At 48.8% G+C, this 22,526-nt stretch carries 14 protein-coding genes, 1 tRNA gene and 1 pseudogene; 8 read left to right on the forward strand and 8 right to left on the reverse strand.

What is annotated here, in order from left to right; translation table 11 throughout:
• A tRNA-Pro gene (locus HQN60_RS11530) sits at positions 1-77 on the forward strand.
• 232 nt (positions 78-309) lie between these two features.
• On the opposite strand, the gene HQN60_RS11535 is transcribed toward HQN60_RS11530, so the two are convergent.
• Both HQN60_RS11535 and HQN60_RS11540 read right to left on the reverse strand, forming a co-directional pair.
• Positions 310-453 carry a DUF2442 domain-containing protein gene (locus HQN60_RS11535; RefSeq protein WP_173533784.1) on the reverse strand — a complete coding sequence of 48 codons (144 nt, stop codon included), beginning with the start codon at positions 451-453 and terminating at the stop codon, positions 310-312.
• A 58-nt stretch (positions 454-511) separates the two neighbouring features.
• Complete coding sequence (locus tag HQN60_RS11540; RefSeq protein WP_173533785.1) at positions 512-1,687, reverse strand: winged helix-turn-helix domain-containing protein; 1,176 nt, start codon at positions 1,685-1,687, stop codon at positions 512-514.
• 366 nt (positions 1,688-2,053) lie between these two features.
• Between HQN60_RS11540 and HQN60_RS11545 the strand changes: the two are divergent.
• Positions 2,054-2,492, forward strand: a pseudogene (locus tag HQN60_RS11545) (DUF4826 family protein).
• Positions 2,493-2,651: 159 nt separating this feature from the next.
• Positions 2,652-3,038 carry a DUF7668 domain-containing protein gene (locus HQN60_RS11550; RefSeq protein ID WP_173533787.1) on the forward strand — a complete coding sequence of 129 codons (387 nt, stop codon included), beginning with the start codon at positions 2,652-2,654 and terminating at the stop codon, positions 3,036-3,038.
• A gap of 261 nt (positions 3,039-3,299) precedes the next feature.
• Here HQN60_RS11550 and ampC read toward each other — a convergent pair whose 3' ends face one another.
• Complete coding sequence (gene ampC, locus HQN60_RS11555; protein ID WP_173533788.1) at positions 3,300-4,445, reverse strand: CMY2/MIR/ACT/EC family class C beta-lactamase; 1,146 nt, start codon at positions 4,443-4,445, stop codon at positions 3,300-3,302.
• 433 nt (positions 4,446-4,878) lie between these two features.
• Here ampC and HQN60_RS11560 point away from each other — a divergent pair, with 433 nt between their 5' ends.
• Positions 4,879-8,688, forward strand: a complete 3,810-nt coding sequence (locus HQN60_RS11560) for a response regulator (protein WP_173533789.1) — start codon at positions 4,879-4,881, stop codon at positions 8,686-8,688.
• A gap of 439 nt (positions 8,689-9,127) precedes the next feature.
• On the opposite strand, the gene HQN60_RS11565 is transcribed toward HQN60_RS11560, so the two are convergent.
• The 3 genes from HQN60_RS11565 to HQN60_RS11575 form a co-directional block, all read right to left on the reverse strand.
• Positions 9,128-11,302 (reverse strand): histidine-type phosphatase, encoded by a 2,175-nt coding sequence (locus HQN60_RS11565; RefSeq protein WP_217390118.1) that lies wholly within the window; start codon positions 11,300-11,302, stop codon positions 9,128-9,130.
• A 263-nt stretch (positions 11,303-11,565) separates the two neighbouring features.
• Positions 11,566-12,288 carry an SDR family oxidoreductase gene (locus HQN60_RS11570; protein ID WP_173533790.1) on the reverse strand — a complete coding sequence of 241 codons (723 nt, stop codon included), beginning with the start codon at positions 12,286-12,288 and terminating at the stop codon, positions 11,566-11,568.
• 122 nt (positions 12,289-12,410) lie between these two features.
• The gene (locus HQN60_RS11575; protein ID WP_173533791.1) at positions 12,411-13,313 is read right to left on the reverse strand and encodes a LysR family transcriptional regulator; all 903 of its coding nucleotides are present in this window, start codon (positions 13,311-13,313) and stop codon (positions 12,411-12,413) included.
• A 565-nt stretch (positions 13,314-13,878) separates the two neighbouring features.
• On the opposite strand from HQN60_RS11575, the gene HQN60_RS11580 reads away from it, so the two are divergent.
• The 4 genes from HQN60_RS11580 to HQN60_RS11595 all read left to right on the forward strand — a co-directional run bounded on the left by HQN60_RS11580 (position 13,879) and on the right by HQN60_RS11595 (position 19,225).
• Positions 13,879-14,931 (forward strand): substrate-binding domain-containing protein, encoded by a 1,053-nt coding sequence (locus tag HQN60_RS11580; protein WP_217390120.1) that lies wholly within the window; start codon positions 13,879-13,881, stop codon positions 14,929-14,931.
• 69 nt (positions 14,932-15,000) lie between these two features.
• The gene (locus HQN60_RS11585) at positions 15,001-16,494 is read left to right on the forward strand and encodes a sugar ABC transporter ATP-binding protein (protein ID WP_173533792.1); all 1,494 of its coding nucleotides are present in this window, start codon (positions 15,001-15,003) and stop codon (positions 16,492-16,494) included.
• A 9-nt stretch (positions 16,495-16,503) separates the two neighbouring features.
• Complete coding sequence (locus HQN60_RS11590) at positions 16,504-17,481, forward strand: ABC transporter permease (RefSeq protein WP_173533793.1); 978 nt, start codon at positions 16,504-16,506, stop codon at positions 17,479-17,481.
• Positions 17,482-17,605: 124 nt separating this feature from the next.
• A complete protein-coding gene (locus tag HQN60_RS11595) occupies positions 17,606-19,225 on the forward strand; it encodes a glycoside hydrolase family 3 protein (protein WP_217390122.1) in 1,620 nt (539 codons plus the stop codon).
• Positions 19,226-19,243: 18 nt separating this feature from the next.
• On the opposite strand, the gene HQN60_RS11600 is transcribed toward HQN60_RS11595, so the two are convergent.
• Together HQN60_RS11600 and HQN60_RS11605 are read right to left on the reverse strand one after the other, a co-directional pair.
• Positions 19,244-20,038: a LuxR C-terminal-related transcriptional regulator gene (locus HQN60_RS11600; RefSeq protein WP_173533794.1), complete on the reverse strand. Its 795-nt coding sequence runs from the start codon at positions 20,036-20,038 to the stop codon at positions 19,244-19,246.
• 688 nt (positions 20,039-20,726) lie between these two features.
• A complete protein-coding gene (locus tag HQN60_RS11605; RefSeq protein ID WP_173533795.1) occupies positions 20,727-22,433 on the reverse strand; it encodes a protein adenylyltransferase SelO family protein in 1,707 nt (568 codons plus the stop codon).
• Between the last annotated feature and the right edge of the window lie 93 nt (positions 22,434-22,526).

The following is a 22,526-nucleotide window of genomic DNA, read 5'->3' on the forward strand; positions in this document are numbered from 1 at the left end:
CGGAATATGGCGCAGCCTGGTAGCGCACTTGCATGGGGTGCAAGGGGTCGCGAGTTCGAATCCCGCTATTCCGACCAATAAAATCAATGGGTTACAGCTTAAAGGCTGTAACCCATTTTTTGTTTTTACGTTATTTTCTCACCAAGTACATACACCACGTACATACAAACTTGTTCGCTTTCTTAGGAATTGTTTGGATGTCTTTGGATGACAATTTACGTGCGAGTTGAAAATGAGGTAGAAGGCAAAACAAAAAATAGATCAAGCCCTCAAAATATCGCGGACAGAAATATCTTCGCCTAAGTCTGGTCAATGCACCCCAACACCACGGCCAATTAAGCGCCAATTTTCCCGCTCTGCACGATTTGCATTTTGTAATGTTGGAAACCAAACCAACGGCGAGAATACTTCACGACCATCAGCCAGTACCAAATGCAGCGCAACATCATCCAAAGCTGCCGCTCATGGACCAAGTTCGAGCTTCCGTTCCTCGGCCTAAGCTGCCATGTTACTATCTGGGTTGAGCAACTAAAACGCCTTTCACATTAAATATGTCGAGATTTACACAGCCATTAAATAGCGCAAATTGCTGAAGTTTTTTTAGGAGTGTTGCTACAAAATTTTCCCAATCTTCAATTTTACCTTCAAGATGTATACTGATAACTTCTAGTCTCTGTTGCTGTCGGTGTGCTTTGCAATCCATGCGACCGACAAATTGCTCCCCATACAGGATCGGAAGGCAAAAGTAGCCATATTTTCGTTTGCCCGCAGGTACATAGCACTCTAATTTATAGTCGTAGCCAAAAAGCTGATTTAAGCGTTTGCGGTGGATGATCGCGTTATCAAATGGAGAAAGAAGATGTACGCAAGTAACGGCAGGTAGCGCTTGCGTTAATGCGTCCGTTTCTACATAAGCGTTGGGAATTGCTGAGTTATTAAGCGACTGGATCTCATTGGTCACGATTTTGCTCGCTACCAGTTCGCGCATGGTTTTTTTTAGCGCTGGATTTGTGTGCAGATGAGTGAGTTGCTCGAATGTCACGATGCTATGCGCGCGCAGGTAGCTATTTAGTAGATAACCCGCGTAATCAACAACATCAGGTTGGCGCATATCTAAGCCAGAAGGCAACTGTCGCTCGGATAAATCATATACTTTTTCCATTCCAATACGTTGGCAGACCATCAAATCGCCCTGTAGAAACAATTTTTCCATTGCCCGTTTGGCAGGTCCCCAGTTCCACCAACTGCCGCTTTTTCCTTTGGTATTTTCTAAATCACGTATTCGCAATGGTCCTTCATTGCGCACCCTGAGTAGTATTTCACTCATTATCTTGTGGTCGATATCACGGTAATAGGCCCAAGTACTGTCTCTGACTGCCGCCATTCGATGCAGTGCAAAACGGTAATCCCGCATCGGCAAATAGGCTGCAGCATGAAACCAATATTCAAAAATCTGGCGATTTTCAACCAGCTGATTCAGAAAAATGGGCTGATAATCAGCAACACGAGTCCACAATACATGATGATGTGCTCGCTCGATCATAGAAATCGTATCAATCTGGATATATCCAAGATGCTCAATAGCTGCGAGTGTCGCATTGAGGCCCTGTCCGAATATTGCGTTAGATTGAAGACCTTGCCGAGCTAAAGCTAGCCGACGAAACTGGACATCTTCAATTGTATGCATAGGGCTTAGCCTTGTAGAACGTTCGTTCTTGTTATACTACTACTATATGTCGTTGCCGAAAAGTCTGATCGCAAAATCAGTCCTGCAATTTCGACTCTTAGGCATAATGAAGGCCGCAAACCATCAGGTTGCGGCCTTCATTATTTTTGATTTGTGCCAGGACTGTTCGGCCTTAGCGGTCACAGATATGCTTCTACATCCACATAGATCAACTTACTTTTGCGTCAGCTACGGCATCAGCCGACAATACCCTGTCAGCTGACGGTAGTCGGCCAGAAGCGGAAGTAATTCTTCGCCTATTCGTGCAAAATTTTTATCCGTAGCCTCAGGACGGAAAACTCCATTTTATTCGTTAGGGTTCATTCAATGACAGATTACGACGAACCAGAAGTTGAAGCACAGTGGCTTGCCGAACGCCGCGATGAAGTTGCGGACTATTTAAATCTTGAAGGCATTGTACACGGCACAATTGGAGAGAAGCCTGCTTGGCATATTGCACCGTATGTTTCTATTTGGGCTATTGAAAGCCTAAAAACCCCTAACTCAGTCGGGTGGTGGGCTATTCGACCTACCAAACGACTACATCTCAGCAAGCAATGCCAAAAACCCAAGAGAAGCGATGCATGCCATTGCTTCACTATGGAAAGAAGCAGCCCAATACGTGGCGCGTGGGGAAAGGCATCCAAGTTTTGTCATTGGGAGTGGTGAAAGTGATGAAGAGTTGGTTCCCATGCTAGCTTCAAGGGCAGAGATGCTACTCGGCTGGTCTAGCGACCCAGAGATTTGGGAAGAAAATGAACTCTAGCCAGTCATTCACATCGGATGGGCAATGCGAGTTCTTACCACCAAACCCTAACAAGGCATTCAACCGGACTGGCCGAGACGCGGCATCTCACTTGGGACGTTGTTCGGCGGCCATCAGGTTAATTTAATCGTTAGCCGGCATTACAGGTTAGAAAATACCATGACTGAAATTGAGATTTTTGTAGAGAAAGATGAGGAAAATCAACTTCCAATCCCTACCGTTTGGCGTCCAATTTTTGTCAGCATTGTCGATGCCTTTGTGAAAAAAGACTATTCCCTTTCATGTGAAATCGATGGTGTTGCTTCAGTTTCTAAAGAGACGGCCAACCACATTAAAGAGTACATCGAAGATTACGGGGAAGAGTTAATTCAGCTCCCTAATGAAACATGGGAATCTTCAATATGCATTTGTATGAGCGGTCACTGGGACGTACTTATTGATTTATGGACAGCCGGTGAAGGGCGTAGTGATTTAGTGCTTGGTGCACGGATTTCAGAAAGCAAAAATGGCTACATAGTTGATATTGAAATGGTCTATGTGCCATAAGGTCTGCAAAAGCGCCTAACAAGGCATTCAATCGGATTGGCCGAGACGTGGCAGCGTCACATCCATTACCAGCCACTCATGGTGCCTATGATTGAGTGTCGGCAGTGGGTCGGGTACAGACACCCAAGGGTTTTTAAGTCGAGTAAGGCTGGCCGAGCACTGAGAGGCAGCACCCTACCCAAATTAGCCATCCATAAAAACCTAGAGAGTTCTAGTTGTCAGAACAGTCCATTTGAAGCCCCCTGAAGCAGCTGCAAGTATTTATTGCAACGCTTCAAGAATTCGATACGCGGTTTCCACACGGGCTGGATTAGGGTAATTTTTATTCGCTAGCATCACAATGCCTAGATTCTTTTCAGGAATAAAGGCTGCGTAGCTACCAAACCCACCCGTTGAGCCGGTTTTATGCACCCATGAAGCTTTAACGGGTGTCGCTGGGGGACTAACTTTAAAAACACTCAGCGCTGCGAGTGCGACTTTATTATCGCTACCTTCGACCACCATTTTTGCATTCACCGGCCAGTTCAGCATCTCCCAGCCCAAACCCTGATACATGTCACCCACCCGCCAGTAACGAGACTGGGCAAGCATAACTCCCATTCTCAGCGTTTCATCTTTTACTTCGGCAGGCGTCATATTGACCTGTACCCACCTTGCCATATCCACTATCGATGATTTCACGCCATAGGCTTCAGCATCCAGCATTCCCGGAGAAACACGGACCGCTTTACCGTCGCGATAACCCCAAGCATAGTGCTTTCCTTTTTGCTGCGGTACGTTTATCCAAGTATTGGTTAACTTCAATGGACTGATCACGCGTTTGTTCATCGCCTGTTCAAAGCTCATTCCTGACGGTTTGACCGCTAATGAGCCAAATAGACCAATACTGGCATTCGAATAGAGACGCTTTGTTCCTGGTTCCCACTGAGGCTGCCAAGTTTGATAAAAATTCTGCAGCAACGCTTCATCGGTAACATGTTCTGGCACCTGTAGCGGTAAGCCACCGGCGGTATAGGTGGCCAGATGTAGCAAACTAATCCCTTCCCATTGCGGACCCGATAGTCCTGGCCCGTATTTACTCACGGGTTCGCTCAGCTTGATTTCTCGACGGGCAATCGCATCGCCACTCAGTACCCCGGTGAACGTTTTACTAACCGAACCTAGCTCGAATAAGGTTTGTTGAGTGACGGGCTGTTTGCCTGCGACATCGGCTAGCCCCCAGACGAAGTAGTAAGGTTGGCCCTGATAAATTACCGCTACCGCCATGCCCGGAATGGTCTGTTCTTTCATTAATGGAACAATAAGGTCATTAACAATATTTGATACTTGTTTTTCGGTTTTCGTTGCAGCCAATGCGAAACCAGATGCGGCAAGCAGTAGAGCACAAGCAATGAGATGTTTTTTCAAGGCTATTTTCCATAATTAAGCGCTAAGGCAATTCTGATAGCACATCAGAAATACTGAGTTCAACTGTGAAAATTTACTCGCGCGTGTCGTCCAATTGGCATTGACGCAATGCAATGATGGATTGTGCCGAGATAGTCATGACTCTGCTCTCAATTTTAATCCAGCGATGAGTGTGTTCGCCGACATTGAACGAGTGCATATGATCCGCAAAGAACGGATGATTTTATCCGCACAAAGTCAGTTCTTATTTACTGACGGGAAAGTTGCGTCTAGTTTAAAAACGGTAGCGGTTCGGCTCAGGCCAAGTGCGCCATCGCGAAGTGAATGCGACAGAACCACAGGAACACCTCATGGCAGAGCAGGCAGTCGCTGCCTGCGCTACGCTGTAGATATTCATTTGCTGCCCCTGACTAGGTGAAGATATGAAGGCAAAATGCATAGAGAACTGATCGAGGCTATTCTGAGCGCTCAGACTGGGTTTGATGTGGATGCGGACCCTCGGGCTGTTTTTGAAGCCGTATTGAGTGATTTACTGCAGCTCACAGCCAGCGAATATGGCTTCATCGGCGAGGTGACGATGAACGACGGTGTGCCGTGTTTGCGTACCCATGCCATCACGAATATTGCATGGAATGATGAAACGCGCGCATTTTATGCCCAGCATGCGCCGCAAGGTTTAGTCTTTACCAACCTCAATACCTTATTCGGCGCAGTGATGGCCACGGGTAAGCCCGTAATTTCCAATGATCCCGCGCATGATCCACGAGGTGGTGGCTTGCCATCTGGTCATCCTCCGATGACGGCTTTTTTAGGCTTGCCGATTCATTGTCAGGGCGAATTGCTCGCGATGGTAGGGCTCGCCAATCGGCCGGACGGTTATGCGGCGAATTGGACCGAGCTGTTGCAGCCTTTGCTGATGACGATTGGCCAGTTATTGCTGTTTCGTCGTGCCAATCTAAATCGAATGATCGCCGAGTCACATCAGCAGCGTCAGCAACAGGCCTTGCGGGTGCTGAGCCATATTGCGGCACTGACAGATCGCGATGATCAAGTCTTGCTGCGGCAGTCGCTTTGTTTGGCGTGCGACTATTTTGATTTGCCCATGGGAATTATTAGTCGGATTGAAGGCGACGCTTATCGAATCTCGGTGCAGACAAGTCCGCCTGAGACTTTACAGGATGGGATGGTATTTTCGCTAGGTGTGACGTATTGCTCTATAACCTATGCTGCTAATGATGTTGTGGCCATTACCCGTATGACTAGCTCTGAGTATGCGGGTCATCCGTGCTATCAGGCTTTCGGTTTGGAGTGCTATATCGGCGTACCCATATTGCTGACGGGGCAGCGAATTGGTACCTTGAATTTTTCCTCGAGTCAGCCTCACCTGACGACGTTTGACGAGGTTGATTTTGAATTTATGCGCTTACTGGCCAGCTGGGTCGGTGCGGTACTCGAACGCCAGCAGCAGACCCGCTCACGCGAGGAATTGCTCGGCCGCTTACAAAAAATAGGTACTCAAGTGCCGGGTATGGTCTACCAGTATCGTCTATTTGCCGATGGCCGTAGTTGCTTTCCGTATGTCAGCAGTGGCATTCGCGATATTTACGGAGTGAGCCCGGCTGATGTTTGCGAGGATGCGAGTTCAGTTTTTGCTGTGCTACATCCGGATGATGTGGCACAGGTGGTCGATAGCATAACAACTTCATTCGAAACGCTAAGGTGCTGGCAGGCAATCTATCGGGTGAACCATCCGCAAAAGGGAGTAATTTGGGTGGAAGGGATCGCCAGTCCAGAACGTACGCTTGAAGGCGATACGCTCTGGCATGGCTTCATCACCGACATTACGGCACGCAAGGAGGCTGAAGCCAGATTGCAGGCCAGCGAGGCCGAGACACAAATGTTGTCGCTGGTGGCAAGTCGCACTTCGAATGCCGTGGTGATTACCGATGCACAGGGTCTTGTTGAATGGGTGAACGACGGCTTTGTCCGTATGACAGGCTATGACTTGTCATTTATGCACGGCAAACGCCCTGGCGTCGTTTTGCAAGGTGCGCTCACTAACCAGCACACAGTGGCCGAAATATCCCGACAATTGCGCCTCGGCGAGCGTTGTAATGCTGAAATTGTGAATTATGCCAAAGATGGTCGCTCGTACTGGATTTTGCTTGATATTGAGCCGGTTAGAGATGAGCAAGGGCAGATTAATCATTTTATTGCGATTGAAACCGATATCAGCGCACGCAAACAGGCAGAACTATTGCTGGCGCAAGAACGTGAGCGACTTGCAAATATTATTGAGGCGACGCATATCGGGACGTGGGAATGGAATCTTCAGACCGGTGAGACTTATTTCAACGATCGATGGGCAGAAATCGTCGGGTATACCTTGGATGAGCTTGCACCCATTTCGATTGAAACTTGGCTCAAGCTGGCGTGCCCAGATGATTTTCCTGAGTCTGAGGCGCGATTAAAGCGACATTTTAGTGGCGAAGTGCCTTATTACGATTTCGATTGCCGCATGAAACACAAAGATGGGCAATGGGTTTGGGTGCATGATCGAGGGCGGGTTATTGAATGGTTGCCAGATGGACAACCGCTGCGAATGTCGGGGACGCATGAAGATATTTCTGAACGCAAGGCGGCCGAGGCCGAGTTGAGTGCGGCAAAATTGGCCGCGGAAGCCGCAAGCCGAGCAAAAAGCGCTTTTTTGGCCAATATGAGCCATGAAATTCGTACCCCGATGAACGGGGTTCTGGGTATGGCGGGTTTGTTGCTCGATACCGATTTGTCGATCCAACAACGGGAGTTTGCCGAAACAATTCGTCAAAGTGGCGATATTTTACTCAGCGTCATCAACGATATTCTCGATTTTTCTAAAGTTGAAGCGGGCCGGATGGAGTTAGAGCAGATCGACTTTGATCTGGCTGCTCTGCTCGATGGTGTGGCTGCTGTTATGGCCTTGCGTCCGCGTGAAAAAGGCATTGCATTGAGTTGTAGTCGTGCGCCCGATGTTCCGGCTTGGGTCAGAGGTGATCCGGGGCGTCTACGGCAGGTATTGATCAATTTGATTGGCAATGCGATTAAGTTTACTGAACAAGGCAGTGTGACCGTTACGACTAGCTTGCTGGGCATTAATGAGAAGGGTATTTCCTTACGATTTAGTGTTCGTGATACTGGGGTGGGTATACCTGCAGATAAAATAAATCATTTATTTGAAAGTTTTTCTCAGGTCGATGTCTCGACAACCCGCCGTTTTGGTGGCACGGGTCTGGGCTTGGCCATCAGTAAACAATTAGTCGAGTTGATGGGGGGGCAAATCAGCATTCAGAGTATTGATGGGCTTGGCTCTGAATTTGCCTTTAGCGTAACGCTGAGCGCTGCCGAACAAAGTACTGCACTTCCCACTGCCACAAACCAAACGGATAATTTTAGAGTGCTGGTCGTTGACGATAGCGTTTCACAAAGCGAATATCTATGTCATCAGCTCAGAACATGGGGCAGCAATGCGGAGATGGCTGAGGGCGGCGTCGAAGCTTTGCATCTGCTTCGGCAAGCCGCGCAAACGGGGCAGCCATTCCAGCTGGTGTTGATTGATCTTTTTATGCCGAAAATCGATGGCATTGAGTTGGGGCAGCAGATTATTGCTGATGCTGACTTGGGCAATCCATTGCTGATTTTGTTAACAGCAGTTGGAAAACGAGGTGATGCTTTGCGGGCTCGTGAATCCGGATTTTCGGGCTATTTGAGTAAACCGCTGCAGCACAAATCGTGGCAAATGGCATTAGGCATGGTGCGTCGTAAACCACACGAGCCTGCGTTCTTGACGCGTTATTCCGTCATGGAGTCTGAGCCAATGGTGCGTGTTTTACTCGCTGAAGATAACCGCGTCAATCGCATCGTTGCGATCAAGTTATTGGAAAAAATAGGTTGTACTGTGCATGCGGTTGAAAATGGCATTGAGGCGATTCAGATTCTGATTGATCAGGATTTTGATCTGGTATTTATGGATATGCAGATGCCCGAGATGGATGGCATCGAGGCCACGCGGCGAATCCGAAATCCCGATACGGGCGTGCGTTGGCCGAAGATTCCTATCGTGGCATTAACGGCCAATGCGACATCAGAGGATAGACAGATGTGCTTGGCGGCAGGGATGGATGATTTTTTATCTAAGCCAATTAACGACAGTCAATTGCAAGAAAAAGTGCGAACATGGAGTAGAGCGAGAAAAACAGTGGATTGAGTCAGGCGTGTGGCTTAAAACAAACGCCGGAGCGTGAGATAAATTCAGCCAGACAATGACCCAAAAAATGTTCGCATAGGCCGAATAGCTTTGGCTGCTAGCTGAAATGAAAGGCCGCAAGCAAATGGAGCGGCCTTTCATTTTTTCACGCTTTAGCCATCAACAGATTGGCCATTGCAGTTACTCATGTGTAGCTGCGAACACATTAACTCACTACGTTTGCGCAAGAAATCAACAAAGCACGACAATCAGCAGGGTGCAGATGTATATATCTGACCATCTCTGCTGATATTCAAAAAGATTTAACCAATATTTAGCGCTTCTGGCGTTTTTTTCGGGATACACTTTTTTGCTGCGGCGATGTGACTTATTGGTCGTGATATTTCCAAAAAAATGCCCAATTAAAAATTAAATTGGGCATTGGTTAATTACGCTCTATTTATTTACCGTAGCATCCTTTGAGTTTCACATAGTCGTAGAAATAACTATTGGCGGCTAATTTGGCACTATCGCATTTCGCCATAAAGTCGGTTTCTTTTTCGTTGTAAAGCATTTTAACAATCACTTTACCCGCAGCATTGCGATAGACATCCCATTGCATATTGGCAGCCATTGGCGAAACATAATCACCGCGCCAAGGATTGTTTTTGTAGCTAAATGTTTCTGCTTTAGGAATTTGCTGAAGTACGTTTTTCAGCCCCATGCGTGATGCGAATGGCGCGATAATTTCAGCGTGAGCAAAGCGAAGTTTAGCGGCGTTCGCTAGATTGTTCGCGGCGATGGCATCCACCTCTTTGAAGAAGTCATCAAACAACATTTGCGACATCTTATACGTGACATCTCCTTTTTCAGTCATGCCTGGACCTTTGTCGTAAAAGTCAGAGGCATCATTGAGTTCAGCAAAGAAGCGCGCTTGTTCAGCGGGCATATAGCTTGCGAAATCAACGCCTGCTTCAGTACGCATCGCTGGTGCAATGACATACAACTCATACAACAAAGCAGCTGCATCGGCTGTTGATTTTATTGTGGTTTCACCATCACCGCTCAGGGTCGTTGGTGCGGTGCATTTGCCATCCGCGCTACTGAACGTGAATGAGCCGGTATTGGCAAAGCTATAGGTGCCACTTTCGACTTTATCTACAAAGGCTTTGCTAAATAGGCGCTCTAACACCTGACGACCTTTGGCGTTTGCTTCTGCGGTTTTAAACAAGCCCTCTTGTTTGGCGATTAAATCTGCGTCTTTTTTGAAGGCTTGGTAGGCAAGGCTGGCTTGGTAGGTGGCATAAAATGGGCTATCGACTTTACTCACGAGATCCGTCTTGGCGACGAGTTTATGGAAATACAATTGGAAGCGATCTGTTCCGCTTGCTTGGGCAAGCGCCGTGCCAGTATCAGGGAATGGGCCGGGAGCGGCAGGATAGCTGAGCATTGTATTTAATTTAGGTTGAGTGGTTTTTAGTGACTGTGCAAAGTAATTGCCACTATCTACCGCACGGTCAACGCCGGATGTCACCACTTGGACTTTACGTGCCGCTGTTGCGTCGTCTGTAATTTGCTTCCAAAAATCAGGCATCCGATTGAGCATACGCACAGCAAGCTGCTTGTGTTCATTGATACCGATTTGGGTTAAGTTGCCATAACCCGGTTTAGTGATGCCTTCCACGCCACAACCAAGCAAGAAATTGGCTTTCATGATTTTGAGGGTGTCCTCGCCGAGCTTTTCGCCCAACGGGGTGAGTGCGCCCTCTGCTTTGGCTTTGCTCCACATATTGTGAATCGCCAAATCATATTTCAGGCTCGACAAGCCACGTGAGCCATGGCGAGCCAGCATTTGAGTATAAACCGGCGTAAACCCAGTAGGGGCTTTCTCATAGCTGCTTGGATCTTGCTGTGGGCGATAAGGGGATTTCGTTTGGTAGTAACGATCAGTCATCGTCATTGCGGCCAAAATGGCTTTTGGGTCAGCACTACTGCCTGCTAGGACTAGATTTTCGCGGATACGTTTGATGCCATCATCAGATGCATTTTTTAAAGCGGCAGCAACAATCGCATCTTTTTCAATATTAAAGTCACTCAGTAATTGCTCCCGAGATACGCCAACGGCGATGGCCACTTTCGCTTTGGCATCGGCAAAAGACAAGCCATTGTTTTCCATCTCTGCCACGATAGAGCTGGAGTGTAGGCTCACTGTCGCATTAGCTTCTTTTGGTGCTCGCAAGACAATTCGCGAGCTCACTTTGGTTTCAGTGTTGGCGATCGGATCAAATTCAGTCGCATCGGTTCCTATTTCGGCCACAATCGATGAATTGTTGCCAAGTAATGAGAATTGGCCATTTTTATCAGTCCGGGTGTTCACTTCTGACTCATCGCAACGCGCATTATTGTTGCTATCAAGGCAGACTTTTGCATTGCGGAAATAGCTACCAAGGACTTTGCCTGTAATTGGTAGTGGCGTTGCAGTCGGTGAAGGTGTCGATGTCGGCGCAAGTGTTGCTGAAGGCGGTGTAGAGTCGCTGCTGCCACCACAGGCAGACAGCAATAATGCTAAAGCACAAACACTGCTTGGGAGCCGTAGTGTTTGGCACGATAATTTGAGGTGATCACGAAGCAACATGATGTAACCATTGTAATTTATGGAAACGCGAAGCTTACTGCTCGTTCATTACGCAAAGATGACGTGCAGGGTTGTATCCGAGCATGGTTTAATTCAGCGACAGTTTAATAAAAGCAAGCTATAAATTTGCCCCCTTGATGAGTGATCTTAAATAGGCCGCAAACCATTAGGTTGCGGCCTGTATTATTTTGGAGTTATGCCAGTGCTGCTCGGCCAAAGCCGAAGTCAGAAACACAATAATTCTAATTCATTCATGTAAGTGCTTATGCCCATGAACTGCCTCCATTCAGATTCAGTACTTCACCGTTTATATTTGGATTGTGCATTAAGAATAATGCCGCATCAGCAAAATCCTCAGGCATGCCCAAACGTTTCAGCGGTTGGGCATTAGTTAGTTCATTAATCCGTGCGCTGTTGTTGCCAAGCATGTCGGTGAGCAAGGACGTATGCATTGGACCGGGGTTGATGACGTTAATGCGACGGGGGGCAATTTCTCTTACCAAGCTATGCGCTAGCGTTTCTACTGCTCCAGCTGCGACCGCTGCCAGTGATTTTCCTACTTGTGGGCGCTGGGTCACCATGCCTGAAGTTAGTGTGATAGACCCCGTGCTTGCAAGGCGCGGCGCTGCTGCTCGTAAGCTGTGTACGCTGCCCCAGAAACGGCTATCCAGATTGGCTTGGAGTGCTTCGATTGGGGCATCAAGCAGCCGCCCAGGTCGAATAACTGCAGCGGTAATGAGTAAATGGTCAAGGGCTGGAATCGCATCAAAAAATTGTTGAATTGACGTGGGGTCTAGCACATTAAGTGTCCGTCCAGTGGCATGCTCTCCAAGTTCGGCGAGTGCAGCTTGCAGTTTGTTGTTATCTGCACCTCCAATAATGACCCGCGCTTTTGACTTAATGGCGGCATGAGCGGTTGCCAAACCCAGTCCTGAGCTGCCGCCGATAATGACGATGGTCTGATTCTGTAAGTTTGTTGAGGTCATGACTTTGTCTCCAGACATAAAGGGAAAAGGTCATGTTAATGCGCTGATTGAATCTGCTGAAGCGAGTTTATTTCCCATATTGAGGAATTAAATTCCCTAGTTGAGATTTTATTTTTGCTGATTCACCAAGGGTTTGCTTGACAATGCGTAATGAGATGGTCGATTGCTAACCTTAGTCGGGCAGGCAGATAAGGCCGAGCAGTCCAAAGCAGATGAATCGGTCGGCCAGGGGGAGTGCTTGATGCGAGCAAGGGCTGTAATTGGCCCGTTGCAATCGCCTCTGTGGCCAGCCAAGTTGGCAAGCGAGCGACGCCCAAGCCAGCTACTGCGGCGTCTAGGATGGCCTGCGCTTCATCTAATGCTAAGGCTTCAAGCAGGGGGAAATTTTCTAATTCGCCATACTCATTGTATAAGAGCCAGTGCTGACCCGGATGGCTGACGATGCAGCGGATTTCACTTAGTTGTCTGGGCGAAAGAATGGGGGCATGTTTAGTTAAAAATGCAGGAGCTGCATACAGCTGCACGGTTTGTATCCCCAATGGGCGGGCGATCAACTGTGCCGAGTCCGGGAGCTGACCAATTCTAACCGCAAGATCGATACCATCTTGTTGCAAGTGCTGCAGTTCATTGGAAAACAGCAATTCTAATTGTAAGCCAGTGTGGGTATTCGCTAATTCCAGTAATGGAGGGAGAATCCAGCGCCGGCCAAATAAGGTAGGCAGTGCAATACGTAAAGTCCCTGCTAGGCCGTTTTTACTATCCAGTAGCGCTGTTTCGGCCATTTCAAGTTCGTTCAGTACTTTCAGGGTACTCTGGAAAAAGCGGGCTCCTTCCGGTGTCAGCTTCACTGAGCGGGTGGTGCGTTCTAGTAGCTGCACGCCAAGACGTTCCTCAAGGCGGCGGACCGCTTTACCGACGGCCGATCGAGTGAGCGCCATACGCTCGGCGGCCGCAGTAAAACTGCTGCATTGGGCTACCTCAATGAAAGCCCGGATGCCTTGCAGCCGTTCCGAAGATAAATTCATGCATATGCCCTAGTTTTGGACCGCTTTTGGTGATGCTTTATCTTAAGCCATTTCATATATGCAGGCCTGAAAACTATGTGTTAATTACCTCGGGGCTGATTGATAAAATCAGCTTTCAGGTAAATACCTGAGTCGAACGATTGGGCAAAAGTGCTCGGGGTGTCATCGGCGCAGTTTGGTCGCAACAAAAAAACTCGGCTTCAAATGATGGTGAGCGGGTGATGACATGGGGTTTCGATCGTCAGGTGGCGGGGTTGCCAAGAGCCGAAATTTTGAACTGCTTCACAGAACCTCGGCGCACCCATGGTGGCGCGAGTGGGGTGACTTACTCACGACCGATTTATACAACAAAGCCACATTCAGCAGCTCAATCACACCGGTAAAAAAAGGGCGAAAATGACACATGAGTCAGCGTCTGTTTTGACGTTGTCATTTTTCACACCTAGACTTCACCGCAATACCGCCTATAAAACACCCATTTTATGGGTGTTAACTGCTTGGTGTTTGGTGCAAGAGTCGCTTGTTACGATTGGATGCAATATTTGAGAGGTGGATGATGAACGTGATGCATAAATTAATCGGTCTGGCTGCATTCGTTGCCAGTACTTGGGTTGTTGCAGGTGAAACCGCTGGACCAAATGGTGAAAAGCCTACGCCTTATACGCAAGTTACCCTTAAACCAGATCAAACAAAGGCGCTACAAAGTAAAAAGTACAAAGCGGCAATTCTGATGCACACCACGTCAGATTTTTCATCGGCGCTGATTAAAGGTGCAAAAGAAGTCTTCGCCGAGCAGGGGATTAGCGTTGTAGCCGTCACCGACGCAGAAATGGATTCTAAAAAACAACGTACCGATTTAGAAACGGTACTAGCGCTCAAGCCCGATGTGATTATTTCATTGGTGATCGACCCGGTTTCTGGCGCGGCGGCTTTCCGCCAAGCCAGCGATAAAGGCGTCAAACTAGTATTTATTAGCAATGCGCCGCAAGGCTTTAAAGCCGGCAAAGATTACGCCGGTATTGTGACCGATGATTTATACGGCATGGGTAAATCAGCTGCGGAGTTAATGGCGGCCAGTATCGGTGGTAAAGGCGATGTTGCTTTGCTTTATCACGCCGCTAATTACTATGTGACTAATCAGCGCGATGCGGCGGTAAAAACCGAATTGGCCAAATTTCCCAATATCAAGATTATCGCCAACAAAGGCATTGCCAATCCAAATGATGGCGAAGTCATCGCAGGTGCAATTTTGACGCAAAACCCGAGCGTGAAAGCGATTTATGCGCCATGGGATGCCATTGCAGAAGGGGTCACTGCGGCGGCGCGTGCAGCGGGGCGCAAGGATGTCAAAGTGGTGACGATGGATTTGGGCGCGGCCACTGCGCTCGATATGGTGAAAGGCGGCAATGTTGCTGGTATTGTCACTGATCTGCCCTATGACATGGGTAAAACGCTGGCGCGGATGGGCGCACTGGCTTTGCTCAACCAGCCTACACCGCCGTTTGTGACCGTGGATGCGATCAAAGTCACGCCCGCCAATTTGGCCACGCAATGGCAAAAAGCATTGTCGCGCACGCCACCCGATGCCATTCAAAAAGCCTTGGCTAATCGTAAATAAGAACGGGTATATCCATAAGTACATTAATTTTAATGATGTTGGTGGATATACCTCATCTTGGAGGTCGCTATGTCACAGCAAGCAGCCATTGTCGCCAAAGGTATTTTCAAGCAGTTTGACGGTAATGCCGTATTAAAAGGTGTGAATTTTGAATTGGCGCATGGCGAGATTCACGCCGTGGTCGGGCAAAACGGCGCAGGCAAATCCACCTTGATGAAAGTGCTTAATGGCACGCATCAGCCTGATCAGGGCAGCTTAAGTATCTTTGGCCAAGTAGCGAGTTTTAGCTCAACCAGCGAAGCGCGCTCGCGCGGGATTGCGATGGTGTATCAGGAGCTCAGCCTCGTGCCGACGATGTCGGTGGCCGACAATATTTTCATGAATAACTGGATCATCGTCGGCGGCCTGCTCGATGCCGATGCGATGCGTGCCGCGACGTTGCGACTGCTCGATAAAGTTGGCATTGCCAATGAAATTTCGCCCGATCAATTGGTTGAATCGCTCAGTATGGGGCAGCGGCAATTGGTCGAAATCGCCAAGGCGCTGTCGAGTGATGCGCAGATTATTATTCTGGACGAGCCCACGGCATCGCTGTCAGATCAGGAAATCGAGCGCCTATTTGTGGCCATCCGCCGGCTGCAAAGTGAAGGCGTTTCGCTGATTTATATCACGCATTATTTGCGCGATATTTTCAAAATCTGCAATCGCGTCAGCGTACTGCGCGACGGGCGTTGTGTGCAGCAATGGGCGGTGAGCGAGACTTCCGTGCCGCAACTGGTGGCGTCGATGCTCGGCGAAGCGGTTGCGCGGCAAAACAATTGGCAACGCGCAAGCACGGATTTCCCGCAATCAGCAACGCCCTTGTTAGAAGTGGAAAATCTAGTGACCTCGCATCTGGATGAAGTCTCGTTCAAAGTTTATCCGGGGCAAATCGTCGGGCTGGCGGGGCTCTTGGGTAGTGGTCGCACCGAAATTCTGAACGCGATTTTTGGGCTTGATCCGCTCGATAGCGGGCAGATTCGCATCAATGGCCGCGCGGTGCAAATACAGTCACCCGCGCAAGCGATTGCACATGGCATTAACTTGGTGCCGGAAGATCGGCGCAGCCAAGGTTTGATTCTGGATTTCAGCGTGATGGACAATCTCTGGCTGTGTGCTTTACGCAAGCTGGCAAATCCTGTCTTTATCGATCAGAATCGGGCGGCTGAGATGGCGCACGAATTGGTCAAACGCTTGCAAGTGAAAACCACCGGCATTGATCAGATAGTGCGTTTTCTGTCCGGCGGTAATCAGCAAAAAGTCGTGATCGGCAAATGCCTGCATACCCAAGCTAAAGTCTTGCTGCTCGACGATCCTACATTTGGCATCGATCTGGCGGCCAAACACGAAATTATGCACATCGTGAATGACTACGTGCAGCAGGGCAATGCGGTGGTGTTTGTGTCGAGTGAATACAGTGAAATCGCCAGCTTTTGTGACACGACTTACATCGTGAAAAAAGGGCGAATCGCAGGCCAATTGGCGGCAACAACAGAAGAGCGGCTACTGGCCGCCGTACAGTGAGGATGCATCATGGATATCGCCATTAAACGCGCCGCTTTTCCGTTTGCCATCGGGCAATGGCAACGCTTTATTATTTATTTTGTGTTTGTCGGCTTGTTTGTCTTTTTCTCGATTTTTCTGCACGACAAAGGCTTTTTACAAGCCGGTAATCTGATGAATATCGCCCGGCAAACAGCGATGATTTCGATTATGGCGGTCGGGATGACTTTTGTGCTGTCGGCGGCTGAGATTGATTTATCGTTCGGCGCTGTGGTGGCGCTGTCGGCGGTTACCGTCGCGCTGTTGTTGCCGTACGGGATGATTATTGCAGTACCTGCCGCGCTGTTGGTGGGCGCTGTGTGTGGGCTGATTAATGGGCTGTTTGTATCGAAAGTCGGGATTCCATCGTTTCTGGTGACCTTGGGGATGACAGGCATTATCACGGGCATCACGCGTTGGGTCACTGATTTGCAGACGATTCCGGTGGATAACGAAACCTTTGCTTTTATTTTTGGCTCGGGCGATATCGGGCCGATTTCGGTGCTGTTTATCTGGATGATGGTGATTGCGGCAGGTGGCCATGTCTTGCTGCGTAAAACCAGCTTTGGTAAAGAAGTGCTCGCCAGCGGCGGTAATAAAATATCGGCGATGTATTCGGGCATTAACGTCAATCGCGTCAAGCTGTACGTCTTGGTGCTTAATTCAACCTTGGCTGCGCTGGCGGGTATTTTGTATGCTGGCCGTTTACAAAGCGCGCGCTACACCTTGGGCGAGAGCGATCTGATGATGGTGATTGCGGCGGTGATTATCGGTGGCACCAGTTTGTTCGGCGGCAAAGGCACGGTGATTGGCGCGCTAATCGGTGCGCTGATTATGGGTATGGTCAATAACGGGCTGGTGCTGATGGGCTTGAATGTGGATCAGCAATTGATCCTGCGCGGCATCATTATTATTTTCGCCGTCACGATGACGATGGGGACGTTGCGAAAGAAAAAGACCAAAACCTAGCCCTATTTCTTTAATACCTGCACCTAGTATCTCTATCAAAACATTTGGGTATATATCTTTGAGATAGATACCCTAGCTCAGGCTTTGCCTGCAATTTGGTAAACGCTTCATTAGGGAGAAAATAATGTCGAATATGTTTGAGGCTTATCGGGTGCAAGCTGCCCAAATCGTTGCTAACTGGTCTGTGGTAGAAAAAGTCGGGCAATTGTTTATTTTGGCATTCCCCGGCAAAAACGCCGAAGCTGCCCGTATTTTGATCGAGCAATATAATCTGGGCGGCTGCTATCTGAGCCAAGATAATGCCGAAACGTTCGCCGAAGCACGACAGTTAACGCGGGCAATGGCGGCGATGGTGCAGCAGCGCGAACACCATGTGCCTTTGCTGCTCGGCGTTGATCAGGAAGGGGCGTGGAGCGTGCTGACACCGGCATCAACAACTGGGCCGGGCAATCTGGCGCTGGGGGCGGCCAATCAGACCAAGCTAACGTCGGCGATGTATGCGGTGTTTGGCGAGCAAATGCGTTCGGCTGGCTTTAATTGTGTGCTCGGGCCATGCTCCGATGTGAATCTAAAACCCAATTCGCCAATTATCGACACCCGCGCTTTTGGCGAAGTGCCGACGCACGTCGCGGCGCATGTGGCGGCGGCGGTGCAGGGCGGGCATCAGGGGGGCATTACCGTGTGCGCCAAACATTTCCCAGGGCACGGCGATACCACGGGCGATACCCATCGGGAGATTCCGGTGGTGGATAAATCGTTTGAGCAATTGATGCAGCAAGACCTGTTGCCGTTCAAGGCGGCGGTCGATGCTGGCGTTGATCTGGTGATGACCTCGCACATTCGCTATCCGCAACTTGATGCGGCACATCCCGCGACGTTGTCTGCGCCGATTTTGCGCGGCGTGCTGCGCGAGACGTTGGGCTTTGGCGGGATTGTGATTTCCGACAGCATGAATATGGGCGCGATCCGCCGCAATTACGCGCCCGTTGACGCGGCGCTGCTGGCGTTTAAGGCCGGTATCGACATGATGATGCTGTCTGAAGAGCATTACGATCACCATACGGCGTATTTGGATAATCAATTGGCAATGCTCGATGCGATTGTGGCCGAGGCGAGTGCGGGGCGCTTCCCTGAACTTGATAGCATCGTCAGCCGAGTGGTCGCGTTCAAACTAGCGCGTTTGCAGCCGATGGCCTTGTTTCAAGATTTTAATCTGGTGGCGCATCTGGAAATAGAAAAACAGGCGGCGCAGGCGGCGGTGAAAATCTTGCGCGACCCCGCGCGCTTATTGCCGATTCAGGCCGAGCAACAGGTGGTGGTGATTCAAACTACGCCGCTGGCCGACTACGCTAATTTGATGAATCTGCGCGGCATCGGCCCCAATCAGGCGATCAGCGCCTTCGATTACTTTGCCGCAGAAATTAGCTTGCATCTGGAGGTAGATCGTTTGCTGATTCTTGATCATGACGCGGCGCAGGCGTGGCTGCTCAATCAGGCGTCTTCATCGACCGCGCTGGTGCTGGCGGTCACAGAAAATTATCCGCTGCCCGGTGAAGACTTTCAGCAAGCAGCGTCGCGCGAGTTGGTTGATACTTTGCGCCGAACCGTGCCGCAACGGCTGCTTGTCGTAGGCTTGCGTAGTGGCTACGAGGCGATGAATAGCGATGTGCCGTATCTATGCGCTTATTCCAGCCGAGAATGCAGCGCTCGCGCCGCAGCGAGGGTATGTGCTGGAGAGTTATGATCTGATTTGATTGGGCGGCTATACCCCTGGGTGCGAGCCCAGGGTGATGAGATAATTGCGTAGATTAATGCCTTTATTGGTAATGCCCAATTTAGCGCGCAGGCTGTTGCGGTGGTTTTCGACTGTCTTGGATGCCACGCTCAGGCTGGTCGCGATTTCTTTGGTCGACATGCCTACTTTGATAAATTTGGCGACCTGCACTTCGGAGGGTGTTAATAGCGCATACAAGCTGGCGTCGATGTCGGTATCAACATTGAGTGTTGAAACGACCATGCCTTCGATTAAATCGAGGCACATACTTAAAATCGGGTCACTGATTGTTGACTTGATTTGGCGAATTTTTGGCAAATGTACATCGCGTATCCGCGCCAGTAATTCGTCCATTTCGCCGCCATCTTGCCATTCACGCACATCGCTGAGTGTTTCGGTCAGGCTGTAAAACTTTTCGAAATCAGGGTTGCTAAAGTGCCCGTCGTTTTCTTCTTCTTGCGAGCCGACTTCCAGATTCCACAATTGCTCATTGACGCGAAATAAATGCAATTGCAAATTGCGATTATAAAATTTCCAGCCATCTGCCCCTGTGACTGACGTTTTACTTAGCGCACTAATTGCCAGTAAATTGTCTTTGCCGATCAAAAACGTGAAGTCGTCCAGCCGTTTTGCGTTGTCGTGCGAGGGGTAATTGTGAGACAGAATTTCGCCCGAACTAAAAAAGCTAATTATAAATATGTTTCTATACGACAGAACGTGTTGCAGCGCAGTCAGCTTGAGCTGCATGGCTTCATTTGGCAAATCAGTAGTCAAGTTATTCATGATTGGCGTGTTTTTAGAGCGTTGGGCAGATAGTATCTCAGGGTTGGATATAAAACACGGTTTGCGATTTGTTAGCTTAATTTATGTTTTTTTCTATGGTCTTGTTGGTGTCAGCAAGTATGGCTAAATACACGATTAATATCGACCGCGATCTTTGATCAAGGTGCTAAACCATGCGATAAACTGCTTTTGCAGTTCTTGAACTACCATACACCGATTGGATTTTAATGCAGTTGTAGAAAATGCATTGGCGCAGGTTTTAACTTTGTAAGCTAAAGTATTGCTCTCTAATTGACCACGGGTCGACCGCTTTTCAGATTCTGCCGCTCGTATTATCGGAGGCAGCGTTCTCTTTTGCCGACCAGCGAATTGAATAAGGCCGCTACACCTTGGTTAGCGGCCTTTCGTTTTTCATGATTTGGCTTCTTTAACAGATCGGCCAAAGCAGACGGTGCTCCCAACATTAGCTGGCGACTCAATTTAGTGAGCCACGACAAAAGCCTTGTAAAGAAAAACAAAGCCAATTGCAAAGCGCTGACAAAGCAATTGGGGGACGGCGTTGGCATGAATTTGACAAATGAAAGAGCCGCAACGTATTCGTTTGTGTTCTTTCATCTTTCACGCATTTGCGTCTGCGGAGCGGCCGAAGCGATTTTTCGGCATCATGGCCTAACCGTCATTTAGTTATTCAAGACGAACAGCTGTAGTGCGAAATGCCACCTGCGTTGAAAAAATGATCGGGTTTGAGTCGGTAATATTTTTCTTCAATCGCCTGTTCTTGTTCACTGTAGGGGTCATTAAACACCTGTTTCAGCTCTTCAATTAATGAGTAATCGCCTTGTTTCGCTTGTTCATAAGCGGGTGCAACCAGCCATTCTCGCCAGGTGTATTTTGGGTTGGTGAGTTGCATGTTGATTTTAATTGTATCTAAATCTTGTTTTTCATTTGCTAACAGATCGAGCCATTGGTCTAGCCAATGTTGCCATTGCTGATCAAGCACGGCGGAAGTTGCTTGATAAAAGCTCTTTTTCAAGCTTCCGATATCGCTAGGTATATGCGATAGCTCGCGGAAAAAGATAGTGTAATCCAGCTTTGTTTGAGTCATTAACGGCATCAATTGGCTAAACAATTGCTGAGGAAACTCGCTCAGTCCTAATTTTGCGGCCCACATGCTCTGACATTGCTGCTGCATCTCAACTTTAAAGCCACTGCGAACCTCATCTAATTGCTCGATTGCCTGCTGATCTTGCGCAAGCAAAGTTCGTAGTGCCAGCCAAAACATATGAAAGTTAGCTTCAGCGGCAGCAGGTTGGTTTAAAAAGGCGAAGTGCTGGCCACCACCAGTCCACGGCTGAAAGTCGGGGTCGAAGAGCTCACAAAATCCAAATGGGCCATAATCTAAGGTTAATCCTCCCGCTTGGCAGTTGTCGCTATTAAAATTGCCTTGGCAGAAGCCTACACGTAACCAATGTGCGACGAGTTGACTTAAACGCTTTCTAAACGATTTAGCCAACTCAATAATTTGTTGGTGAAACGCTAGGCTTGGATCTATTTCGCTTTGGTACTCGCGCTCAATCAAATGTGCCACGATGGCTGTTAGCTCTAGCCGAGCATTGTCATGCGCATTAACACGTGCTCGACGGGCAAACAGCTCTATCTGGCCAACGCGCAAAAATGAAGAAGCGACGCGCGTCGATATGGCAACAGGGTTGTCCACCATGATGTCGGGATTGGCTGAGTAGGAATTTGGCGAATACCAAGGCCGCGCCGCAGTTTCTGACTTGGATACATATAAAGTGAGCGAACGAGCGCTTGGCACACCTAAGGCGTGCATATATTCTTGTGCTAAAAATTCTCGCACGCTTGATCGCAAAACTGCCCGACCGTCGCCTCCGCGGCAGTAGGCGGTTGGCCCGCCACCTTTTAACTGCATTTCATAGCGTTTGCCGCTAAAGACGCCTTCAAATACCGACATTGCACGGCCATCACCATAGCCATTGCCAGTGCGAAAGGGGCATTGTTGGGTATATTCAGTCCCGTATATTGATAGTGCATATCCTGTTGCCCAGCCATAGCGCACCATCGGCGTAGGCGCCTGACTTAAATCACCGGAAAAAAGTTGCTTGAAGCCATTGTCATGGACGAGGGCATCGGCGATTCCCAATTGAGCAAACAAAGCTTGGCTATGACTAATATATTCGGCATGGCCCATTGCGGTAGGTTTCACTCGGACATAATGACCAGAAAACACTTGCCGTGTGTTGTGATCGTTTCCATCGGATGTGCCATCTGGATCTGGTGTAAGCCGATCCATCAAAGAATAATCTACAGCCTTTGCAAAAGTTGCTAAATCTGAAATGCTAGGCTGCGCAAAAGCGTTTGATGGGGCAGTCATTGCTGAAGTCCTTGATGTTCTTTGTATTTAGTGGAGGCAGTGCAACGCACAGGATGTCGGTATTGCAAATCGCCGTTTAAGCCGCGACTACTT

This window comes from Deefgea piscis, assembly GCF_013284055.1.
GTDB classification, from domain to species: Bacteria; Pseudomonadota; Gammaproteobacteria; order Burkholderiales; family Chitinibacteraceae; genus Deefgea; species Deefgea piscis.

What these genes read in the sequence shown, in the direction of transcription:
- HQN60_RS11585 (WP_173533792.1), top strand. Translation starts at nt 15,001, where the DNA reads ATGTCACAGCAAGCAGCCATTGTCGCCAAAGGTATTTTCAAGCAGTTT.
- HQN60_RS11575 (WP_173533791.1), bottom strand. Translation starts at nt 13,313, where the DNA reads ATGAATTTATCTTCGGAACGGCTGCAAGGCATCCGGGCTTTCATTGAG.
- HQN60_RS11565 (WP_217390118.1), bottom strand. Translation starts at nt 11,302, where the DNA reads ATGTTGCTTCGTGATCACCTCAAATTATCGTGCCAAACACTACGGCTC.
- HQN60_RS11540 (WP_173533785.1), bottom strand. Translation starts at nt 1,687, where the DNA reads ATGCATACAATTGAAGATGTCCAGTTTCGTCGGCTAGCTTTAGCTCGG.
- HQN60_RS11570 (WP_173533790.1), bottom strand. Translation starts at nt 12,288, where the DNA reads ATGACCTCAACAAACTTACAGAATCAGACCATCGTCATTATCGGCGGC.
- HQN60_RS11550 (WP_173533787.1), top strand. Translation starts at nt 2,652, where the DNA reads ATGACTGAAATTGAGATTTTTGTAGAGAAAGATGAGGAAAATCAACTT.
- HQN60_RS11590 (WP_173533793.1), top strand. Translation starts at nt 16,504, where the DNA reads ATGGATATCGCCATTAAACGCGCCGCTTTTCCGTTTGCCATCGGGCAA.
- HQN60_RS11580 (WP_217390120.1), top strand. Translation starts at nt 13,879, where the DNA reads ATGCATAAATTAATCGGTCTGGCTGCATTCGTTGCCAGTACTTGGGTT.
- HQN60_RS11560 (WP_173533789.1), top strand. Translation starts at nt 4,879, where the DNA reads ATGCATAGAGAACTGATCGAGGCTATTCTGAGCGCTCAGACTGGGTTT.
- HQN60_RS11605 (WP_173533795.1), bottom strand. Translation starts at nt 22,433, where the DNA reads ATGACTGCCCCATCAAACGCTTTTGCGCAGCCTAGCATTTCAGATTTA.
- HQN60_RS11595 (WP_217390122.1), top strand. Translation starts at nt 17,606, where the DNA reads ATGTCGAATATGTTTGAGGCTTATCGGGTGCAAGCTGCCCAAATCGTT.
- HQN60_RS11600 (WP_173533794.1), bottom strand. Translation starts at nt 20,038, where the DNA reads ATGAATAACTTGACTACTGATTTGCCAAATGAAGCCATGCAGCTCAAG.